The sequence below is a fragment of the Peribacillus frigoritolerans genome, from assembly GCF_004358755.1.
Taxonomy (GTDB): domain Bacteria; phylum Bacillota; class Bacilli; order Bacillales; family Bacillaceae; genus Bacillus_P.
Map to the genome: position 1 here is coordinate 132,289 of NZ_SMZY01000003.1, position 21,555 is coordinate 153,843.

A 21,555-nucleotide genomic window follows, 5' to 3' on the forward strand; every position below is an offset into this window, starting at 1 on the left:
GATTAGCCGAGGGGCTTCTTCTATACGGGCAAACTCGCCATCAAGCTGTTGTACAATCTCATGCATATATAAAGAATGCCGAACAAAAAAATGGACCAGAACAGCACATGAAATAAAACAAGTCCGATTAAAGAGAAAGACGTTAAGAAAAAGCTGAACTGATAAACGGCAAAAATGAAATAACACAGTGTGGCGAGCAGAAAGACAGCGAAAATGCCGATCCCATATTGGACGAGCAGCAGAGAAAGTGCAGCTGCCAGTAAATAGAACGCCGATCCAAGTCTGATTTTCTTCAGGCTCTCACCGTCCACATCCTTTGAAAAAAAGAGCAGAGATAGCTCTGTCACTGTATCTGCAATAAGTTTTAATGCTGAAAAAATCATAAAATAAATAAGAGCAAAAACTATAAATAAAGCTAATTTTATGCCATTCTCCGAAAAGAACTCAAGCATTCCCCCGTAAATACCTAGCTTTTTAAGCACTTTTAATACCATCATGACTGTGGAGATAGAAAAAGAAGTGCTGAACAGCAAAATGGAGATCAGCGGAAAATAGCTGGTGAAATAAGTATTTTTCATTCCATGAATCTCCTAATCTGACAGAATACTCATTCATTATGCCTCACAGCTATAAGGGTTACAAGAATTTTTTTCCACATATAAAACAGAACGTCCCAAGGCTGACGTTCTGTTTTACTTATTCACATTCACAATTCGAATGTATTCTCTCGGCTTAAATTTCTCAAGCATCCTTTTTTCCTCATTAGACAAATAAAACGGCTCTTCTGTTTCAGACATTTCCGCTTTGCTTCCACTCAAGGAATCTGGATCAATATAGGTTCGTTTTGTCTTTTCATTTGCAGCCCATGCACTGCTGAACATGGCTGTAAAAATAAAGGAAGCAGTGATGATCTTCTTTTTATTCATATGGATCACCTCATCCCTAGCATGCTCATTCAAAAAAGGAAATATACAAGCCTGCAGTGAAAGAAATCCGTTATTTTTTGGCTGATTTTCGTTTCTTTCTTCTTATTTAATAGAACAGATAAAGGTGGTCAATAATAGGTGTGTAAGGAATGCACGAACGAAATTTTTACGTTATAATCAACTTAGGGTCTTATGACCGTGAAATTTCATCATAAGGAGGATCAAAAATGACGTTATTACATGCGGCTATCATCTCACCATTTTTACTGGCCATTCTGATACCTTTCCTTTATAAATATTTCAGAAGCATACATACTGGTTGGTTTGTGCTCGTTTTGCCGATTGTATTGTTCGTTTATTTTCTTGGATTTATTGGCGAAACCGTTCAATCCACTTTAAATTGGATTCCATCGCTGGGCATTAACTTTACAGCCTATGTAGACGGGCTTGGTCTGCTGTTTGCTTTGCTGATTACAGGTATTGGATCGCTCGTCGTTTTGTATTCCATTTATTATCTCTCAAAAGAAAAAGAAAAATTAAATCACTTTTATGTTTATCTGCTGATGTTTATGGGAGCAATGCTTGGCGTTGTGCTTTCGGATAATGTCATTGTTCTCTACACGTTCTGGGAATTTACCAGTCTTTCATCTTTCTTATTGATCGGCTACTGGTACCACAGAGAAAAATCAAGATACGGTGCATTAAAGTCGATGATGATTACCGTGTTTGGCGGACTTTCAATGCTCGGGGGTTTTGTCCTGCTCTATTTGATGACAGGAACATTCAGCATCCGCGAAATGATTGAGTCTGTTCCAGGCATTATGAACGACCAGCTGTTTATCCCTGCTCTTGTTCTTGTTTTGCTTGGGGCCTTTACTAAATCGGCGCAATTTCCATTTTACATCTGGCTTCCGGATGCGATGGAAGCACCGACGCCTGTCAGCGCGTACCTGCACTCAGCAACAATGGTCAAAGCAGGGATTTATCTTGTCGCAAGGTTCAGCCCTGTATTTGCCATGACGGCTGAATGGTTTTGGCTTGTCAGCATCTTTGGAATCATTACTCTGTTCTGGGGATCATTAAATGCTGTGAAGCAGACTGATTTAAAAGCGATTCTCGCTTTCTCAACGGTGAGTCAGCTTGGGTTAATCATGTCATTGCTCGGAGTTGGGGCAGCCGCTCTTCATTACGATTCACTTGATGATAATTTTTATACCATTGCAACTGTTGCAGCTATTTTCCATTTAATTAATCATGCAACATTTAAAGGCAGCCTTTTCATGGTAGCCGGAATAGTTGACCACGAAACCGGGACACGCGATATCCGCAAGCTCGGCGGTTTGATGAGCTTTATGCCGATTACGTTCACAATCGCTGTGATTGGCGCTTTCTCTATGGCCGGCCTGCCGCCTTTCAACGGATTTTTAAGTAAAGAAATGTTTTTTACCGGTATGATCAACGTAACAAAAATGGATATATTCAGCATGGAAACATGGGGCTTATTATTCCCTGTGCTCGCCTGGGTCGCCAGTATTTTTACGTTCTTATACAGTATGGTCCTTGTATTTAAAACTTTTACAGGCCCTTTTCAATTGGAGATGCTTGAAAAGAAGCCGCATGAAGCACCGCTTGGCATGCTGATTTCTCCTATTATTCTAGGTTCACTTGTTGTGATTTTCGGCTTTTTCCCGAATCTGCTGTCTTACACATTAATTGAGCCTGCCGTAGAATCGATCATGCCTTCGCTGCTTTCTGAAGGGGAAAAATTTGAAGTCCATATCACATTCTGGCATGGCTTCTCACCTGAATTAATGATGACAATCGGGGTTATCGCTCTTGGTATAATCGGATATTTGACTCTTGGAAAATGGAGAAAGGTGTACGATTTGTTCCCGAAAAAACTTGCACTTAATAAATTCTATGATGCTTCGTTAAGCGGTATGGAGCGTTATTCAAACTCGCTTACCCGATTTTACATGACAGGGTTTATCAGAGATTATCTGGCCTATATTTTTGTTTTCCTGATTGTGATTACAGGCGGAACAATGGTTATCAAAGGCGGATTTTCATTCAGTCTGGATGGTACCGCGGAAATTGGCATTTATGAAGCCGTGCTTGCTTTTGCCATGATTGTCGGTACGGTCACGATTTTGTTTTCCAAATCCAGATTGACTGCGATTATTGCACTCGGATCAGTAGGATACAGTTTAGCATTATTCTTTGTCCTGTTCCGCGCACCTGACCTTGCCCTTACTCAGCTTGTGATTGAAACGGTATCGGTTGCGCTGTTTTTGCTCTGCTTCTACTTCCTGCCTTCTTTTAAGAAAAGAGAAAAGAAGCTCAGCTTCCGATTAGTCAATTTCTTTATTTCACTGGGAGTGGGACTTGTTGTCACATTAGCTGCTATTTCCGCCAACAGCAATCGCGTCGGCGAAACGATCTCGTCTTTCTTTATTGAAAACAGTTATACAGAAGCCGGCGGTAAAAATATGGTCAACGTGATCTTAGTAGATTTCCGCGGATTTGATACGTTGTTTGAGATTACCGTTCTTGGCATTGCTGCACTTGGGATTTACGGCATGGTCAAACTGCGGATGGCAAAGGGGGAGGAAGGATGAAAAAGACACATATCAAAACAAACGACTTGATCCTGCAGACGATTACTAAAGTTGTGTTCTTCATTATCATCATTTTCTCAATTTATCTCTTTTTCGCCGGACACTACACACCTGGCGGCGGATTTGTCGGAGGATTAATGACTTCCTCTGCAATTGTGCTGCTTCTGCTCGCTTATGATGTAAAAACAGTCATCAATATTTTGCCGGTCAATTACATTAATCTGGCTGCAGCAGGACTGCTGATCGCCGTTTTAACAGGCGTCGGTTCTTTCTTTTTCGGCGTTCCGTTTTTATCCCATACATTCGGTCATGTTGATCTGCCGATTCTTGGGGATACGGAGCTTGCAACGGCAGTCTTGTTCGATCTTGGGGTTTATCTTGTTGTTATCGGTGTAACCCTGACCATTATTCAGACGATTGGAGAGACGGAATAATGGAAATTTTAATGGCAATCGTTGTTGGTATTTTGTTTATGGCTGCAACTTATTTAATGCTATCTAAAAGCTTGCTTCGCATTATTATAGGTACTGGTTTGCTGAGCCATGGCGCACATCTTTTAATCCTTACTATGGGCGGATTGAAAAAAGGCGCAGCACCGCTTCTTGGCGAAGAAGCTTCATCATATGTCGATCCTCTGCCACAGGCTTTGATTTTAACGGCAATTGTTATCAGCTTTGGTGTTACATCCTTCTTGCTTGTTTTAGCTTACAGAGCGTATCAGGAACTTGGAAGTGATGATATGGATCAGTTAAGGGGAAATGATCATAATGAATAATATCGTGATGCTGCCTCTCATTGTTCCATTATTGGCAGGTATTCTTTTAATCTTTTTCAATAAATATATAACAGTTCAAAAGTGGATGAGCGTCATTGCCTCTGTTGCTGCAGTTATCATATCTTTTCTGCTCGTTCAGGATGTCAGAGAAAATGGTATCCTCACGGTGGAAATCGGAAGCTGGGCGCCTCCATACGGAATTGTCTTCGTTGCAGATATGTTTTCCAGTCTGCTTGTGCTGACAACCTGCATCATCGGACTGACTTCTATTCTGTTTGCTTTCCGATCAATCGGGGCTGAACGGGAGCGTTTTTACTTTTATCCTGCCGTTCAGTTCCTGATTGTCGGCGTAACAGGCGCTTTTTTAACAGGCGACATTTTTAACCTGTTTGTCTTTTTTGAAGTGATGCTTATGAGCTCGTATGTGCTGATTGTTCTTGGCGGAACAAAGCCGCAGCTGCGGGAATCTATTAAATATATTATCGTGAACATTTTTTCTTCTGCTTTATTCGTCATCACCGTTGCTTACTTATATGCAGTGACCGGAACCTTGAATATGGCAGATTTGAGCCAGAAGATCAGTGAAAATGGTCAAACGGGCATTTTGACTGTTATCGCGATTTTATTTTTAGTCGTTTTCGGCATGAAGGGCGCTATCTTTCCTCTTTACTTCTGGATGCCGGGATCTTATCAGGCACCGCCGGCTGTTGTAACAGCTTTATTCGGAGCTCTATTGACAAAGGTCGGCGTGTACTCCATTACACGGGTGTATACGCTCATCTTCATTCATGATACCGGATATACGCATCAGATTTTAGCATGGCTCTCTGTTCTGACCATTCTGTTCGGAGTGATTGGGGCGGTTGCTTATTGGGATGTAGAGAAGATTGTGATCTATAATATTATCGTCGCAGTCGGCGTCATTTTATTTGGAGTTGCCGTCTTTAATTCACCTGGCATTGAAGGAGCTATTTACTATTTAATTCATGACATGATCATAAAAGGTGCGTTGTTTATGCTTGCCGGTGCCATGATTGTAATTACTGGAACAAGCGACTTGAGGAAAATGGGAGGACTGCTGAAACATCATCCTCTGCTTGCATGGATGTTCTTTATCGCCGCCATTGCTCTTGCTGGAATTCCTCCTTTAAGCGGTTTTGTCGGGAAGCTTAAGATTATTCAGGGCGGATTTGAAGCCGGGGAATATGTTTTTGCTTTATTTGTACTGCTGTCAAGCTTGCTTGTTCTATACTCCATCATGAAAATTTTCATCCATGGTTTCTGGGGTGAAGTCAAGCTTGAGAAAGAACAGGAGAAAGGCTCAACAAAAGGTCTTCTCTTTCCAATTGCTGTCCTGATTGCTCTGTCTATTGCTTTTGGGGTTGGAACGGAAGCAGCTGCACCGTATATTACTCAAGCTGCTGAAACGCTGCTTGATCCATCAATCTATATTCAAGCCGTGCTGAAGGAGTAGATAATATGGCCTTTCAAATATTACTTAATTTCTCTATTGCATTTACATGGATGTTTCTAAAAGGAGAATACTCCGTCCAGGACTTTTTTAACGGCTACTTTTTCGGATTGCTGATGATCTTTGCGCTTCGCCGTTTTTTCAATCACCGGTTCTATTTATGGAATGTTTTTGCCGTTTTAAAACTCCTGTATATCTTTAATCGCGAGCTGATTATGTCTAATTTAGCCGTTTTAAAGGTCGTGCTTGCGCCTAAAATTACAACTCGTCCCGGAATTTTCAAGCTTGAAACAGAGCTGAAAAAAGATTGGGAAATTACGATTCTTGCAAATCTGATCACCCTTACACCCGGGACACTAGTTGTCGAAATATCTGACGATAACCGCTACTTGTACATTCACGCGATGGACTTAGCTGACGCTGAAGAAGCCAGAAAAGAGATTAAAAACACGTTTGAAAAAGCCATTCAGGAGGTGAGCCGCTAATGTTTGATTTAGTATTAAGAATCTCCCTTCTACTCATCGCCATTTCAACGGTTTTATACTTGTACAGGCTGATCAAAGGGCCTTCGGTTCCTGACCGTGTCATTGCCCTTGATGCGATCGGGATTAACCTGATCGGTATTACGGCGATCATTTCAGTTATGCTGCGCACCAATGCTTTTCTTGAAGTCATTCTGCTGCTTGGAATCCTGACATTCATTGGAACAGTTGCCTTTGCAAAGTTCCTTGAGAAGGGAGAGATTATTGAAAATGATCGTAATCGCTAATTTCATTATCGGGTATTTCATCCTGCAGGGTGCTTTGCTGAGCCTTATAGCAGCCTATGGGGTTGTCCGTCTTCCTGATGCCTATACGCGCAATCATGCAGCATCCAAGAGCGCAACGCTTGGCATCATCAGCATACTGCTTGGTGTATTCTTCTATTTCTGGCTGATTGAAGGCCATTTTAATGCACGAATTATACTGGGTATTGTGTTTGTCTTTATGACAGCACCGGTTGCCGGGCACCTCATTATGAGGGCTGCATACAACACGAAAGTGCCGCTGTGGGAAAAAAGTGTTCAGGATGAATTAAAATCAGATCGAAAAAAAGAAGGTGTAAAAGGATGAGAACTGTCTCATCCTTTTTTAAAGGAGCAGAAGCAAAATGAGTTTTGCAATTAAGCTGAGAGACGTTTTTTCAAAGCACGCAGATTTGGAAAAAGCGATTGTGATGGAGAAGTATATGCGCGATCAATTTCGCTTTTTCGGCATAAAGTCACCTGACAGAAAAGAAATAACCAGGCAATTTCTTAAACAGCACGGGCGGCCTGAGCACTTGAGTGACACTGTTTTGGAGCTTTGGACGTTTGAAGAGAGAGAACTTTTATATGCGGCAATTGATCTTCTTCTGCTTGAAAAAAAGAAAGTTGGGCCATCAGATATAGAATGGATTAAGCGCCTGATTATAACAAACTCCTGGTGGGATACGGCAGACCTGATTGCCTCTAACGTAATCGGCCATCTCGTAATGAAGCATCCCGAATTGAGGAGAACGTATATTGATCAGTGGGCTGATTCGGACAATATCTGGCTGCAAAGAACGGCCATCCTGCATCAACTAAAATATAAGCAAAAAACAGACGAAGCATGGCTCTATCCTGTCATCATAAAGCACTCAGCATCAAACGAGTTTTTTATTCAAAAGGCTATCGGCTGGGCATTGCGGGAATACTCAAAAACAAACCCGGAATCCGTCAGAACGTTTATTGATAACACAGAGTTGTCAACGTTAAGCAGGCGCGAGGGAAGCAAGTATCTTTAATGATCTATTTTTTCGGGAATTTGGGGAGTGTTGAAAACGGAGCTTGCCTTTGATTCAAAAAAACAGGTTTTTCCATTCAGATTTGGAATCATAGCTTGCCTTTGATTCCACTAAATAGCTCTTTTCTTTTGGATATGGAATCATAGCGTGACGATGTTGATTCTCCTCATACTAGAATCATATTTCCACAAGTAGTAAAATAATAACTAAAAAAGGGTGATTAATTGCTTAGCAATCAATCACCCCTTTTCTTCTATTTACACGCTGTGCTCTTTCATGTATTCCTCTTTTAAAACAGAGCAAACAGCTGCATCACAGAATACGCCTTTTTCATAGGCAGCCTGTCTTAAGACTCCTTCATATATAAACCCTGCTTTTTCGAGGCACAGTTTTGAAGCCGTATTGTCCGGATCATAAAAAGCTTCAATGCGATTTAGGTTCATTTGGGTAAAACCAAACTTCAAAATGGGTGATAAAACCTCGGTCATCACACCTTTTCTCCAGTGAGACGGATTCACTTCAAAACCTATTTCCGCTTTAAAATGTTCTTTTTCCCAGTTGTGATAGCCGCAGCTGCCTATGATTTTATTTATTTGTCTATCAGCGATGCCCCATCTGAACCCCTCATTATGATAAAACCTTTCAGACCAGCGGTTAATTATCTCAACAGCCTGATTTACTTCAGTAAAACTTTCAAGATCGTAATATCGTGTGACTTCATCATCTGAAAAATAAGCAAACACCTCACCCGCATCACTTTCTTCCATTTTCCTTAGTACAAAACGCTCTGTATAGAGAACTGGAAAACTTGTATTCATCTGTTATTTTCCCCTTTTATTCTTATAAAACATGCCCCGATGGTTATCAGGGCATGTCAGGAATTATTTTTTCTGCAGAATCGCCATCGTGCATCTGGAAATGCAGATCAGGCTTTCTCTTTCATCGACAATCTTAATCTCCCAAACCATTGTTGTTTTGCCGCGGTGCATCGGGATGGCGTGAGCAGTTACGGTGCCGTCCTGTTTTCCTCTTATGTGATTTGCGTTAATTTCCAGACCAACGCACATTTCCGTTTCCTGGTTGATTAAATGAAAGGCACCTATACTTGCAACTGTTTCTGCAAGCGCTACAGATGCGCCGCCATGAAGAATGCCAAAAGGCTGTCTCGTGCGGTCATCTACAGGCATTGTAGCTACAACGCCATCATTCGTGACGCTTTTTATCTCAATTCCAAGTGAGTTCAAAAGCGTATTTTCAACATTATATTCCATAATAGTTCCTCCTCTATTGCGGGCTTAGTTTCATCAGCAGCATCTGATCATCATCTTTGCGCGGATTTCCTCTGCCATCACGATTGTTGGTTACGGTATATAAACGATCATTTTCAATTATTACATCGCGCATCCTGCCCCAGCCTTCCAGATAAGTCTGCACCTCTCCTGTATGAATTTCAAATCGCTTCACTGCATTCCCCGATAAAGTCGCCACATACAGGATTCCTTCCTTATAGGCAATGCCGGAAGGAGCCCACGTCTCTTCCCCGGTGTGATAGAGCGGCGCTTCCATGCCTTCCTGCTGCTCGTCCCCTTCAATAACAGGCCATCCATAGTTTTCCCCAGGCTGAATCCTGTTAATTTCATCATGTGCAGACTGGCCATGCTCTGTACTGAACAGGGACCCTTTTTCGTCCCACGCAAGCCCTTGGGGATTACGATGACCATAAGAGTATACAAACGAACCAGGGAAAGGATTGTCACTCGGAACAGATCCGTCAAGTTCAAGCCTTAGAATTTTTCCTGCAAGAGAATTTTTATCCTGTGCAAGGTCAGGAATCAGAGAATCTCCCGCTGTTGCATAAAGCTTGCCGTCAGGCCCAATTTTGAGGCGGCCGCCATTATGGAACTGTGCACCCGGAATATCTTCTAAAACAGCCCTTACTTCCTCCCATTGGTCTGCATTTTCCTTTAGGATGACAATTCGGTTTTTCACTTCGTTTCCATCTTTATATGTATGGTAGGCGAACGCTTGCCTGCTCTCTTCAAAATCAGGGGCAAGCTGAAATCCAAGAAATCCGCCCTCGCCTTCTAGATGCAGCTTCTTCTTCAATTTCAGTTTTTGAATCACTTTTTTGTCTGAATCCCCGTCCCATTTTATAACTTGACCTGTGCGTTCACTCAGATAAAAAACGTCATTATTCTTTACAATGGACCACGGAACATCCAAGTTCTTTAGAATACTTTCGGAATTCTGACGCTCAGTCGGTCCGCTCACTTCCCTGTCTTCCTGACTTTCATTCTGAACAGACTGACATCCCGCTATGACCAAACAGCTGAAAAGAATCACCCATAACCTATCCAGGTAAATCACCTCTTATTCCCATTTTCTTTAAGTTTAACGAAAAATAAGAAATGATTCACGGATTTATACTTCCGTGATTTATTTTCGAAGGGCGTATACAGCAAAGAATAAGTAAACCATCATCAACATAAGCACGGGCAATACCGCCATCAAGTCCATCATAACCCCCTATTAAGAAAGCGCTTTCTAACGCAAGAATCGTATTTAGATTCCATCTTATCGCAGGTTTGTGATGGGGATATTGAGAGAAAGTATAAATTTTGTAAACTTATGCTTATTGATAGGTAAACAAAACTGTCAGTTCTGCAATGATTTCTATATTCTTTACAAAGACAGGGGTCTGTCCTGACGATTGTACACCTAAACTTAATTCTTTAGACAATGGGAAAAATCCTCTAGGTTCTTCGGTTATTTTTACAGGCTTGCGTACAAGATTGAGCTGATAAGAACGGGCAATCGCTTCTGCCTTATCCAATGCTTGTTTTGCAGCAAGATTCAGAGCTTCATTGATCCATCTCTCTTGATTGGAAAGAGAAAATTGTAACGAATCTGCCCGGTTGGCTTCATTAGAAAAGGCTGTATCATAGATCAACCCAATGTTATCTAAATTTTGAGCAGTGATGGAAATCGTATTTGTAACCTCATACCCTTTTAAGACAGGATCTGAACCTGCACTATAGTCGTATTGGGGAAAAACGGTGTAAGAAATGGTCTCAATTTGATCTTCTGAAATGTCAATTGATTGCAAGGCTTGAATAAGCTGATTGACGCGCCTTTTATTTTCCTGCTGTGCTGCAGCAACATCCTTGTCTATTGTCACCACCGCAAGCTGCAAAACGGCAGTATCCGGTTTTGCTTCCACTCTCCCTGTTCCGCGAACAGAAATCAAATATGGGGATTTTGTCTCTCTCGCTTTGGTTCTGTAAGCCGGATCAAAAGGCTGCCCATACATTGGAAACATACACAACACTCCTCTCAGAATCTAACACTCTATTCAATCTATATGCCTGAGCGATAAAAAAAAGTGCGCAAGAATGATTCTTGCGCACTAATCAATAATTCCTTCTGATTTAGAAATCAGGACAGCTTCTGTTCTTGAGCCGACATTTAATTTATTAAAGATGGAAGTTAAACTATATTCAATTGACCGCTTGCTTAAATGAAGCTTATCGGCAATCTCCTGATTTGTTAAACCTCTTTCAACCTCTTGAAGAATGGCTTTTTCCCGATCATTTAAAGCCTCTGTATCATTTGAAGTGGAGCTGGTTTTCATTTTTTGCTGAAGAATAAGAGACTTTAAATAGGAATACGGCACAACGATGTCTCCCGAAAGAGCATGCCGGATGGAAGAAAGAATCTTTTCCTTTGTCTCCGTTTTGCTGATTGCCCCGTGAATTCCAAGGCGAATAGCCTCTTCATAATAATCCTCTACATCATAGCCTGTATACATGATAATCTTGCAATCCTCAGAATGCTGAATGATTTCAGTGGAAAGCTCCATTCCATTTATATCTCCAAGATTCATATCCATCAGGACAGCATCGTATTCGTGAAAGCTGATGTGCTTAATAACATCAATAGAATATGGGGGATTTAAGCAGGACACCCTCACATCAGGCTCTGTTTCCAATATCGCTTTTGTTCCCTCACGTACTGCTGGATGATCATCCACAACTAAAATATGTATCATGTAATCAACCTCTCTGACCCGAGCATCTACTCTCTATTTTATAAAAAAGACCTGGCAAATGCCAAGTCTGAACTATTCATTCAAAGTTCAACAACCACTTTAAACCCATTTCCCTTTGAAGTCTCAATATGAAGGGAGCCATTTAGAGCCTTTACCCTTTCTGTTATGCCTGAAAGACCCATGCTTTGATGATTGGAATACAGTTCGCTTTGATCAAAACCGATGCCGTCATCTTCATAATGAAGAACAATTTTATCCTTAATGCAAACAAGCATAATTAGAACATGGAGTGCATTGGAATGCTTTCCGGCATTAGTTAAGAGCTCCTGAACAATCCGGTATAAATTCAGCTGTGTATCAATATCAATCGTTTTAGTAAAGTTGCCTGTATTTAATCTCACATCAAAAGCTGCAGATTCATTATACTGAGCGGCAAGCTTCTGCAAAGCTTTTACCAGCCCAAGATCATACAACAGCTGCGGGCGAAGCTCCTGGCACGTCTCCCGCGTAGTCTTGATGATATTGGTCATCGAGCTGTTCATGTCCTGCAGCTGATCCCTGAAAACAGTCGGAGCCATTTCAAGCTCAGCCAGGGCAAGCTCGCTTTGCCGCTTTAAAGAAATTAAATCCTGCAAAACAGAATCATGCAAATCCTTAGCCAGGTTAGAGCGCTGCTTTTCCTCTATCGAAAATAAAACTTTCGTCAGCCAGGCCGGATTGCTCCCTTCACTCTTAATCTTCTGCAGATGATTCATCAGCTCTTCTATCTTAAGGAAATTCTCAAGAGATATATTCGTATAGAAGGACAGTGTTTTTAACCAGGAAATTTCATCTCGGTTTAATTTTGGAGTATTAAGCATAGACAAGCAAATCATGACATAGCTTCGGTCATCTGTCTCGCCCACATTAATCACAAAACCCCGATCCACTTCGACAATTTTGCCTATCTCATGTGAAGCCTTCGTAATCTCTTTTTCATATGACAGATAATCTGTACCCTTCATATGAATCTCGACTGAGATGATGTTCCCGTTCTTATCAACTTCCACATAATTCGCCCTGCTGACAAGCAATACATCTGTAATCACCTTTTTCAGTTCGTTTATGACATGATCAAGCTTGCTTGCCTTCCGGATGCTTTGCGTATATTTAAAAACACTGTCCTGGTAATTGTACTTTTCGGAAAACCGCTTGAAGCGGAAACGAAAGTCGAGAATTTCCTTAAAGTAAAATACAATAACAAACAAGATATATATCATAATTGACAATCTAATAGGATAAAATGTAGGACTGCTTTCTTTATTAATTAAGACAACACCAACACCCATAAAAGTTGGAATAACAGCAAGAAGTGCATAATATTTCACGCGACCCAGTATGAATTCTATGTCGTAAATCTTGGTAGCAAGAAACTGATATACTAGTGAAAAAGGTATAAGCAATAAGAATGCTGCTAAGAAAGTTGGCGGGAATATCTGTTTATTGAATACAATAAAAGGGATTGTGTAAAGAAGCAAAAAAGGTGAGAAAGCTATAATATTCGTTATTATAAGGACTTTGACTAAATATTTTTGATCAGAATATTTAACTTTTTGGAGTCCATATATTTTTAAAACAAATGTCAAAATAAAGAGAACTAAAAATGATGATAAGTTTATTGTTTTTACTACAGAATAAAAACTTAAAGGATAGGATTCATTAGTTATTATTCTGAGAGTTTCAGTAATTAAATTTAGTAAAACAAGAATATATCCAGTAAAAACGAATTTTTTTGAAAAGAGAACTTTACCAAGTTCTTTGAAATATTGATAAATAAAATGCATATAAAAAACTGGAGTCAGCAAGAACAGGGTGAGATTAAAATATCTGCTCATAACGTCCCCTCTTGCTGAACTTCCGCCGCTTAAGTAAGCCATTGCAATAGTTAACAAAAATAAATTCAAGATTAAAGCAGATGGCAAATTTAGTTTCTTATTGGTTTTGTGTATAAAATAGCTGCAAAATAGACAGAGCAAATAAATGGTTAAAGGTACAACAACAACAAACATATTTTGATAGTTGAAAATTGAATCTGAAACAACATATTCTATTTCTTTATTATTCGTTAATAATTTTAGCGTATCCACTTGTTCTAACAGACCGCTATTTACAGAAGGATAGTGATTTAAAGGATCTTCACCGTTTATTTTAGTAACAATATTTCCAGGTCTTATCCCAACATTGTCTGCCCATGACTTGGGTTCAATGGCTGTTATTTCAAGCCTGCCTTTTTCATCAATCTGAACATTTGCACCCACATATGGAATCTTTATATTAATGTAGGAAAAATAAACTGCTAAAATGACACTGATTGATAAAATGATAATATAACTTTTGTTAAGATTTTTAATCATCAAATCTTCCTTCTAAAATATTAGAACCAAAACATATTCGTCGTTCTAGCTGTACTCAACAGTCCTTCTACTAATCCTAACACTTCATCCACATTTTTCACACCCAGTAAACTAGCTTCACCACTGGCTACTTTTTCGATTACTTCCGGGTTTTCCACTAAAAAGTTTACGATTTCCTGCATGACTTAATCTCTCCTTTTATTTTCAGATGAATTTATGATCAAATGAGACTTTAGAAGCTCAATTTGATGTTGAGGCAAGGGCACTTCCGCTATCAGAGTTGAAGCCTTTTGAATCGCAATTTGCTTCATGACGTTCAAGTAATGAACAACACCAGATTGTAACAATTTCGATTTAAATGTTTCAATACTCCCATAGTGTTCCATAAAGGTTTGGCTGCCGGCGATAAATTCAGTCAGCTCTTTTGCATGTTCATTAAATCCTCTGTTTAAAAAGAGAAGCGCCAGCGATTTTTTCTGTGCTGAAAGATCATTTTTATGTTCATGAAATAAATCACGGTAATCGTTTTCAATTTGTGCAGCTAGTCCTACTTGATAGGAATACTGTTCAACGCATGTAAATTCTTCTCCGGTGGCAAGCAAGGCCCCGGTGACTGAGGCTAAAGCAATCAATGAGCCGGATTTTTTTTCAATCATCGTGATGCATTCATCTTCATTTGCGATGTCATTTTGAAGATCTGTGTGCTGACCTTCCATTGCTTGAAGAGCAAAACGCTGGAACGTGCTGATGATCTTCCATTTGTGCTCGCTTGATAATTCATGAAGCATTTGCATACTGATTGTGTACATAGCAGTGGCGGCATTCAGTGAAAGAGATGGGTTTATATTCATCCATGGCTCTTCAAAGTTATCTAGGTCTTCAAGATCATCTAAAATGTCGAATGACAGCGCAAGCAGTTCTACTGCAGCTGTGAGATGAATGATTTGCTTACCTTCTCCTCCAAAAGCTGTGTAATGCAAATGTGCCAATTGACCGAACGGAAAGGTTTTTTTCGTTTCAGAGAACGACAGGATAAGCTGCAATAACTCTTTGTTCGTTATATATGAAGAAACAGCAGCTTTCAGACTGCGATTCAATTCTTCATAGTCCAAATGTAATCTAATTGCAATCACCCCTTCGAAATTATATTACAATATTCGAGACCAATATAGTAGATATAAAAAGAGGTTTTTACATAAATATAAAATTTTTAACATAATTTCGGAAAAACGGACATAAAAAAGACTTGGCTCGAAAGGCCAAGTCAGTCTTATGACACGTTTATAAAGGAGTATTTATCATACTTATCAATGCTTTTATTAATGGATCTCAGTGACTGTTTCGTTTCCTGAATTTCTTTCTCAAGACGTTTCAATAATTGAGTAATTTCTTCAATGTTGTGCTTTTTCATCGTTTCCACACTCCTCTGTTAAAGATCAAATTATGCATGGTGAACGAAACACTTGTTTTGATCTTTCCTACTTCAAATTTTAAAGGATTCAGAAAGTAATTTCACCGAAAATAATGCGAAATAATCAATGCGTGATACCGCAACCGGGGCAATAGTCCATTGTATCTGTTTTTTCGGCTGGAATTCATACCATCTTCATCATTTAAAACAGAAAAAAAGCCCCATATTCAGGGACTTGTCACTTTGCAGCTATAATGGTGTTCAAATAAATGGATTGCGCTTCTTCCAATGCAATTTTCGTCAGTTCATCTCTCTTTTCAATCGGTCCGCTAAACTCTAAGGTGTAATCCAGAATTCCCTGTTCTGACAGTAAACACTCCATTTTAACCTTACATTCGCCTTTTATAACCGAAAAGACCGCAACCGTCTTATCATCCAGCACATATATGGATGGCTGCACGCGCATAGAGAGCTGAACCTCCCCCGAAAAAAGTAGTTTAACAATTATCCATATTCGACATAAGCAGCAGTATTCCTGCACCTTTTTCATTTTATCGAAATAGCACGAACAAGATCCTTTACATATATATAAGGAGCAAGTTCTCTCGGAGGTGAATTTTTTGCGGGTGCAAAGGCAACGATGGTTTCGGCCGTTATATTTCAACCCTTATTGTCAAGTTCATTACCCTTGTAATCAATATACGAGGAGACCTATGCCGGAAGTTGACTCAAGTCAGTTTGTCCATTCCGCATCACAAATGGATGGACTGATGGCTGATGCCAAAAAATTGACCAATTATCTCTCAACTTCTAAAGAACAGGCAAAAAAGATCCTGGCTGCCGCTCAGGAATCCAACACCATTTTGGTAAAAAAACTTTTGCTCGCTTCCGGCATAACAAATGAGTTAGAAACTGAGTTCAATCCTGACGGTGTCAGACTCATTCTTTCTTATAAAAATCCTGATCTGAATTGCTGCAGGTTAATATTGGTGCTGAGATGGTAAATCTAAAAAAAACGGTGCCAGCATGGTCACCGTTTTTACCTTTATACTGAAATTACGCCATGTTGCTAATCATCAATGACACAGCTTCTGTTAAATCCTGCTGAGAAAAGCTTGGAACATTCCCGATTTCCAGAGCCAGCTCGTGTGACGCAGGAACATGGATAAATCCTGCCGGGATGTTTTGATTTGATTGCTTAAAATAGTGGATAGCCTGATACATAATATAATTGCACAGGTAAGTTCCGGCCGTGTTGGATATTTCCGCAGGAAGTCCCCGTTTCTGAAGCACATTTACAAACGTACGGATAGGAAGTGTGCTGAAATAGGCTGCTGGTCCTTCAGAGTGTATTGTTTCATCCTGTTTTACCATTCCCTCATTGTCTTTTTCCCCATCCGCACAATTGATGGCTACTCTTTCGGGAGTGATCTTGTATCTGCCGGCAGCAAGTCCAAGCATCAATACAGCATCAGGCTTTTCTTCCTCAATATGCAGAAGACATTGCTCCCACGATTTTGAAAATTGAACAGGGAGAACTTTCCCGCAGATTTCATAATGGCCAATCCTCAGTCCATGCAAATCCTCCGCAATTTGGGCAGTTGGGTTTATTGTATAATGCAAAAACGGTTCAAACCCTGTTATCAGTACCTTTTTCATCCTTCTATCTCTCCTTATTTAGGAACTCGAATGAAATGATTATATCAGAAAATTCGTATATTTCATTAGTCTTTATTTAGGGGAATCATAGAGTACCTTTTTCAGAGAATCATTGAATGCTTTTAATTGTGGAATCATAAACTGCCTTTGATTCCACTTTTCACGTTTTCTCAGGTTTTTGGGGAATCATTGACCACCTTTGATTCCACTTCTCAGCCTTTCTCAGGTTTTTGTGGAATCATTGAACACCTTTGATTCCACTTCTCAGACTTTCTCAGGTTTTTGGGGAATCATTGAACACCTTTGATTCCACTTCTCAGCCTTTCTCAGGTTTTTGTGGAATCATTGAACACCTTTGATTCACCTAAACAACAGAAAACGGGTCCTAAATTGCCAAGCAATTTAGGACCCGTTTCCTTAAAGCAGAAACAAGGGTTTAAACTATGCGACTTCGCGTCCCATTGCAACCTGCAGGATATCAAACCATTGGTCGCGTGTTAATGTTAAATCAAGAGCGCGGATAGCGGACTCAATGCGGTTCATTTTGCCTGAGCCGACAATCGGCATAATGTTTGCAGGATGGCTGATCAGCCAAGCGTATAGGACTTCATCTATTCCTTTTGCACCGACTTCGAGAGCGATTCTCTCAAGTGTATCACGCAGACTTTTAGCTCTCTCGTCATCAGCTGAGAAAATAGAACCTCCTGCAAGCGGAGACCATGCCATTGGCGCGATTCTTTCTTCCTGGCATAAGTCAAGTGTGCCATCTTCGAAGTTCTCAAGGTTGTAGGCAGAAAGCTCAATTTGATTCGTAATCAGCGGGAAATCTAAATATGATTGAAGCATTTTAAACTGTGAGCGTTTAAAATTCGACACGCCAAAATAGCGGACTTTTCCTTCGTTTTTAAGTTGTGTGAACGCTTCTGCTACCTGTGCTGGATCCATATACGGGTCCGGACGGTGAATAAGCAGAACATCTATGTAATCTGTCTGAAAGTTTTCCAGTGATTTGCTGACTGAAGCCAAGATATGCTCTTTGCTTGTATCATAGGATTTGATGCTGTGTTCCGGGCGATTGTCTGAGACTAGTTTAATGCCGCATTTTGTGACAATCTCCATTTGCTTTCTAAGCTCAGGTTTGAGTGCAAGTGCATCCCCGAATTTTTTCTCGCATGTGTAATTTCCGTAAATATCGGCGTGATCAAAGGTTGTAATGCCTGCCTCTAAGCACTCCTCTATTAATTTAACCACTTCTTCATTTGACATGTTCCAGTCAGAAAGACGCCATAATCCATGAATGATTCTTGAAAATGATAGATCTTCTGTAAGTTGTATTCTCTGCATAATCATTCTCCTTTCCCTATCATTGTATACTGAAAGCGTTCGATTTCAAAATGATTGGGCCCCAAATCCTTCTCCGCTTGTTTGCGCAATTTCTTCACCGTTTAAAAGATGATTTGACCAAAGAATAGCTTCCATATAGCATTCTTGAATTTCCTCAGGTTTGAGGGGGAAGTCTTGTGCATGCCAATTTGATTTTTCTATTTCAATGGCCCATTTAAATACTTTCCGAATGTCATTTTCTTTTCCGCTTAACGCCTCCCGAATTTCATCCGAAAGTGGCAGTTCATTTAAAACGTCATCCAATTTGCGGTGCAGAAGCGCATCAACAAGGGAGAACATGCCAGTCAGCATATACAGGGAAGGTTCTTTACTGCCAATTTTAATGGACAGCTTCTCACAAAGCTTGGCGCGCATCAGCGACAGGCGGATCACTTCCTCCTGAATCGGATCATTTTTGAGATTCATATTTTTAATGGACAGGATATAAATCCACTTTTTAATTTCATTTAATCCAAGGAGGACAATCGCCTGTTTAATCGACTTAATTTTGTTTCTTGGCCTGAATGCCGGTGAATTAATTAATTTCAAAAGCTTATAGGAAAGGGAAAGATCCTGTTCAATCTGCTCTGAAATTTTTTCAATGTCAGGCTCCGTTTTTGATAACTCATGGAGGATCTGCAAATAGCCATGTATATAAACGGGAATATCATAGCTCGAGAGAACAACAGGCTTGCTGAAGAAGTAGCCTTGAAAATAATCATAGCCATCTCTTAAAGCAAGCTGATACTCCTCTTGTGTTTCTACCTTTTCTGCTAAAAAAGACACTCCATAATGCTTGTACCGGTTCATAATTTGTTTTCTTTTCTGCACCTGTGTCTGCAGAAAATCCACCTTGATAATATCAATATGCTTTAATAATTTCGGCAGCAGAAAATAGTTCTGCTGCAAGTTGAAATCATCCAGCGCTATGGTATATCCAAGTTTTTTCAGCTCAGCGCAAATCTCTATCAATTCTTCTGTAATGGGAACATCTTCGAGAATCTCCACTACAATGGAACTTGGATTAAAATAGCTTGGCAAGTTCATTTTCAGCAGGCTTTCTGTGAAATTAATAAAACATCTTTTTCCCTGCGCAAGCTCTTCAAGGCCAATATTGATAAAACTGTTTATAATGACATCAGCTGTTGCTTCATCTCCATCTATATTGGGAAATGAATTACTGTTATTTCCGTTCCGGTAAAGAAGTTCGTAGGCAACACTTTGTCCTTTTCTGTCAAATATCGGCTGCCTGGCTACAAATACCTTCATCTCTACAACCCCTTTTGTCCTATCTCCAATCAGTACATTTGAACTATACCGATTGTACATGAAAGATAGCATAGGTTGTGTCGAATTATGTAGTCTTTTGCTTTACATTTTTAAGTATTTTTCCACAACATAAAAAAGTGTTTTCTCATTTTGCGTCAAATAGGCGATTTCAGCTATTTTTTTCAGTACATCTTTTACGATTGAGGAATCCGCGACCAGGACAGAATTATTCAAGATTTCATAATAGCACTTCAGAGCATCTTCCTGATGGCTGTTTCGACAATGCAAATCTCCTATTAAATGAAGAAATTTAAATTTAAAATCGCCGACTCCGCTTGCATAAACATCCAGAAACGTTTCATAAAGCCTTAATACTTCATCATCCTCTCCAGCCTCATAATAGGTAACGGCCAGCTCATACAGCGTATTTGATATTCCTTTTACATCCTTCTCTTGTTTGTAAATTTCATGAGCTGATTTCAAATACGACATCGCAGTCCCGGCATCCAATAAGTACCTGCTGAGAATGCCTAAGTTTGTATAGGTGCCCGCCAAATTCAATTGATCTTCTGTCCCTTCGAAAAACAGCAGCGCTTTTGCATAGGCAGCACTTGCGTTTTCATACTCATTCATTCGTCTGTAGCATAATCCCAGCACCATATATACAACACCTGTTTGATAGTATATGGATGTTTTGCTGCTGATCGAGAGTGCCTGTTTCAAAAAACGGATTGCAGAATAATATTCTCCTTTTTTAGCATGTGCGAGTCCAAGGTTATTTAATAAAGAGATTTTTTCAACTCCTGATGCCTTGAAAGCAATCGAATCTTCATACGCCTCATTTAAATAAGAAAATGCCTTTGAGAGCTGATCCTGGTTAATGAGCAAGGACGTCAGATAATTGCTGGTCCTGAGTCTTTGTTCAGAATATTGCAGGGTGCAGAATATTTCGTAGCTCTTTTCATAAGCAGCAATTGCTTCTTCAAATTGAAGCTTCATCCGCTGCAGAATCCGCCCCTGGCAGAAATAATAAAGGGCAAGATCACTTTGGTTTAACGATTCCAGATTCTTTTCTAAATCGGTTAAGTGTTCAGCCGCATCTGCAAAATGATCATTGATGACTGCATATTCCAAACTGGAAAGAGCTTTCTTTATATCAAAAGACAAAAGTGATTTATCCTCATCTTCGAAAAAATCATGAATATCACATTGCAGTCTTTCGCTGAATTTCAGCAGCAGTTTATAAGAAGGCTGTACCATTCCCTTTTCAAGCTGGCTGATATAGCTGCGGTTGACGATGCCGATTGCCAGCTCACTTTGAGTCAATTTTTGCTTCTTTCTCAGCTGTCTTAATTTCATTCCAACGGTATTCATACGGCGCCTCCTGAAAAAAATCGAATATGTATTGACAAGAAAATGAATTATTGTATATATTTGAATTGTCAGTTAATTATAACAAAATGTTTTTTATTTTTAAATGTTAATATAAAAGAACTAACGGAGGTTTTGAGATGAAGAAAATGAGAAAGCATCTTTTATTACTTGCACTTGGTACGGCAATCCTCTTATCTGGATGTTCAAAAGCAGAGAAAGGTATCCAGACTGCTGACGAAGAATGGCCAAGAATTATTAAAGCCCACGAATATAGTTAACATCCGCTCTAAATGTGCTGCAGAAGATTCATGACTTCACTCTATATCTATCTATTAAACCATATTTTCTTAGAATTGAACCAAATTTTGTATGACGAAATAGAAAAAGAGCTTACCCGATTTAAGTTTGGGTAAGCTCTTTTT

General features: G+C 39.8%; 26 protein-coding genes. 10 read left to right on the forward strand and 16 right to left on the reverse strand.

What is annotated here, in order from left to right; genetic code table 11:
- Positions 1-20: 20 nt before the first annotated feature.
- Both E2R53_RS14155 and E2R53_RS14160 read right to left on the reverse strand, forming a co-directional pair.
- A complete protein-coding gene (locus tag E2R53_RS14155) occupies positions 21-578 on the reverse strand; it encodes a DUF5366 family protein (protein ID WP_133312417.1) in 558 nt (185 codons plus the stop codon).
- 114 nt (positions 579-692) lie between these two features.
- Entirely contained in the window at positions 693-926 is a 234-nt protein-coding gene (locus E2R53_RS14160; RefSeq protein ID WP_133312418.1) for a hypothetical protein, read from the reverse strand.
- Between the two features lie 227 nt (positions 927-1,153).
- Between E2R53_RS14160 and E2R53_RS14165 the strand changes: the two genes are divergently transcribed.
- The 8 genes from E2R53_RS14165 to E2R53_RS14200 are packed head-to-tail and all read left to right on the forward strand — an operon-like array spanning position 1,154 to position 7,596.
- Positions 1,154-3,544 (forward strand): Na+/H+ antiporter subunit A, encoded by a 2,391-nt coding sequence (locus tag E2R53_RS14165; protein WP_133312419.1) that lies wholly within the window; start codon positions 1,154-1,156, stop codon positions 3,542-3,544.
- The gene (locus tag E2R53_RS14170; protein WP_133312420.1) at positions 3,541-3,978 is read left to right on the forward strand and encodes a Na(+)/H(+) antiporter subunit B; all 438 of its coding nucleotides are present in this window, start codon (positions 3,541-3,543) and stop codon (positions 3,976-3,978) included. The genes E2R53_RS14165 and E2R53_RS14170 overlap by 4 nt, the downstream gene beginning before the upstream one ends.
- Positions 3,978-4,319, forward strand: coding sequence for a Na(+)/H(+) antiporter subunit C (locus tag E2R53_RS14175; protein WP_070876102.1), 342 nt, complete (start codon positions 3,978-3,980; stop codon positions 4,317-4,319). The genes E2R53_RS14170 and E2R53_RS14175 overlap by 1 nt, the downstream gene beginning before the upstream one ends.
- Complete coding sequence (locus E2R53_RS14180) at positions 4,312-5,793, forward strand: Na+/H+ antiporter subunit D (RefSeq protein WP_133312421.1); 1,482 nt, start codon at positions 4,312-4,314, stop codon at positions 5,791-5,793. Before E2R53_RS14175 ends, E2R53_RS14180 begins: the two co-directional genes overlap by 8 nt.
- A 5-nt stretch (positions 5,794-5,798) precedes the next feature.
- Positions 5,799-6,275 carry a Na+/H+ antiporter subunit E gene (locus tag E2R53_RS14185; RefSeq protein WP_133312422.1) on the forward strand — a complete coding sequence of 159 codons (477 nt, stop codon included), beginning with the start codon at positions 5,799-5,801 and terminating at the stop codon, positions 6,273-6,275.
- Positions 6,275-6,559, forward strand: a complete 285-nt coding sequence (locus E2R53_RS14190) for a Na(+)/H(+) antiporter subunit F1 (RefSeq protein ID WP_133312423.1) — start codon at positions 6,275-6,277, stop codon at positions 6,557-6,559. Before E2R53_RS14185 ends, E2R53_RS14190 begins: the two co-directional genes overlap by 1 nt.
- Complete coding sequence (gene mnhG, locus E2R53_RS14195) at positions 6,543-6,902, forward strand: monovalent cation/H(+) antiporter subunit G (RefSeq protein WP_133313065.1); 360 nt, start codon at positions 6,543-6,545, stop codon at positions 6,900-6,902. Before E2R53_RS14190 ends, mnhG begins: the two co-directional genes overlap by 17 nt.
- Before the next feature lie 37 nt (positions 6,903-6,939).
- Complete coding sequence (locus E2R53_RS14200; protein ID WP_133312424.1) at positions 6,940-7,596, forward strand: DNA alkylation repair protein; 657 nt, start codon at positions 6,940-6,942, stop codon at positions 7,594-7,596.
- A gap of 257 nt (positions 7,597-7,853) precedes the next feature.
- On the opposite strand, the gene E2R53_RS14205 is transcribed toward E2R53_RS14200, so the two are convergent.
- The 10 genes from E2R53_RS14205 to E2R53_RS14250 form a co-directional block, all read right to left on the reverse strand.
- Positions 7,854-8,414 carry a GNAT family N-acetyltransferase gene (locus tag E2R53_RS14205; RefSeq protein ID WP_133312425.1) on the reverse strand — a complete coding sequence of 187 codons (561 nt, stop codon included), beginning with the start codon at positions 8,412-8,414 and terminating at the stop codon, positions 7,854-7,856.
- Between the two features lie 63 nt (positions 8,415-8,477).
- On the reverse strand, positions 8,478-8,867 hold the full coding sequence (locus E2R53_RS14210; RefSeq protein ID WP_070876095.1) for a hotdog fold thioesterase: 390 nt from the start codon (positions 8,865-8,867) through the stop codon (positions 8,478-8,480).
- 13 nt (positions 8,868-8,880) lie between these two features.
- Complete coding sequence (locus tag E2R53_RS14215; protein WP_286166209.1) at positions 8,881-9,963, reverse strand: PQQ-dependent sugar dehydrogenase; 1,083 nt, start codon at positions 9,961-9,963, stop codon at positions 8,881-8,883.
- A 265-nt stretch (positions 9,964-10,228) separates the two neighbouring features.
- Positions 10,229-10,915, reverse strand: coding sequence for an SIMPL domain-containing protein (locus E2R53_RS14220; RefSeq protein WP_133312426.1), 687 nt, complete (start codon positions 10,913-10,915; stop codon positions 10,229-10,231).
- A gap of 87 nt (positions 10,916-11,002) precedes the next feature.
- Complete coding sequence (locus E2R53_RS14225; RefSeq protein ID WP_133312427.1) at positions 11,003-11,644, reverse strand: response regulator transcription factor; 642 nt, start codon at positions 11,642-11,644, stop codon at positions 11,003-11,005.
- Between the two features lie 80 nt (positions 11,645-11,724).
- Complete coding sequence (locus E2R53_RS14230) at positions 11,725-14,037, reverse strand: histidine kinase (RefSeq protein WP_133312428.1); 2,313 nt, start codon at positions 14,035-14,037, stop codon at positions 11,725-11,727.
- A gap of 20 nt (positions 14,038-14,057) precedes the next feature.
- Entirely contained in the window at positions 14,058-14,219 is a 162-nt protein-coding gene (comX, locus tag E2R53_RS14235; protein WP_133312429.1) for a competence pheromone ComX, read from the reverse strand.
- Between the two features lie 3 nt (positions 14,220-14,222).
- Positions 14,223-15,134 (reverse strand): polyprenyl synthetase family protein, encoded by a 912-nt coding sequence (locus E2R53_RS14240; RefSeq protein ID WP_165970992.1) that lies wholly within the window; start codon positions 15,132-15,134, stop codon positions 14,223-14,225.
- Positions 15,135-15,307: 173 nt separating this feature from the next.
- Entirely contained in the window at positions 15,308-15,448 is a 141-nt protein-coding gene (gene degQ, locus E2R53_RS14245) for a degradation enzyme regulation protein DegQ (protein WP_101567816.1), read from the reverse strand.
- A gap of 238 nt (positions 15,449-15,686) precedes the next feature.
- On the reverse strand, positions 15,687-15,914 hold the full coding sequence (locus E2R53_RS14250) for a hypothetical protein (RefSeq protein WP_070876091.1): 228 nt from the start codon (positions 15,912-15,914) through the stop codon (positions 15,687-15,689).
- Positions 15,915-16,161: 247 nt separating this feature from the next.
- On the opposite strand from E2R53_RS14250, the gene E2R53_RS14255 reads away from it, so the two are divergent.
- Complete coding sequence (locus E2R53_RS14255; protein WP_133312431.1) at positions 16,162-16,452, forward strand: hypothetical protein; 291 nt, start codon at positions 16,162-16,164, stop codon at positions 16,450-16,452.
- Positions 16,453-16,504: 52 nt separating this feature from the next.
- On the opposite strand, the gene pcp is transcribed toward E2R53_RS14255, so the two are convergent.
- From pcp to E2R53_RS14275, 4 genes are all read right to left on the reverse strand, one after another.
- Positions 16,505-17,107 carry a pyroglutamyl-peptidase I gene (pcp, locus tag E2R53_RS14260; protein WP_133312432.1) on the reverse strand — a complete coding sequence of 201 codons (603 nt, stop codon included), beginning with the start codon at positions 17,105-17,107 and terminating at the stop codon, positions 16,505-16,507.
- Positions 17,108-17,548: 441 nt separating this feature from the next.
- Complete coding sequence (locus E2R53_RS14265) at positions 17,549-18,451, reverse strand: aldo/keto reductase (RefSeq protein WP_133312433.1); 903 nt, start codon at positions 18,449-18,451, stop codon at positions 17,549-17,551.
- 45 nt (positions 18,452-18,496) lie between these two features.
- Entirely contained in the window at positions 18,497-19,759 is a 1,263-nt protein-coding gene (locus E2R53_RS14270) for an EAL and HDOD domain-containing protein (RefSeq protein ID WP_133312434.1), read from the reverse strand.
- A gap of 102 nt (positions 19,760-19,861) precedes the next feature.
- Positions 19,862-21,133 carry a tetratricopeptide repeat protein gene (locus tag E2R53_RS14275; protein WP_133312435.1) on the reverse strand — a complete coding sequence of 424 codons (1,272 nt, stop codon included), beginning with the start codon at positions 21,131-21,133 and terminating at the stop codon, positions 19,862-19,864.
- A 137-nt stretch (positions 21,134-21,270) separates the two neighbouring features.
- On the opposite strand from E2R53_RS14275, the gene E2R53_RS23315 reads away from it, so the two are divergent.
- Entirely contained in the window at positions 21,271-21,411 is a 141-nt protein-coding gene (locus tag E2R53_RS23315) for a lipoprotein (RefSeq protein ID WP_165970993.1), read from the forward strand.
- The last annotated feature ends 144 nt before the right edge of the window (positions 21,412-21,555 follow it).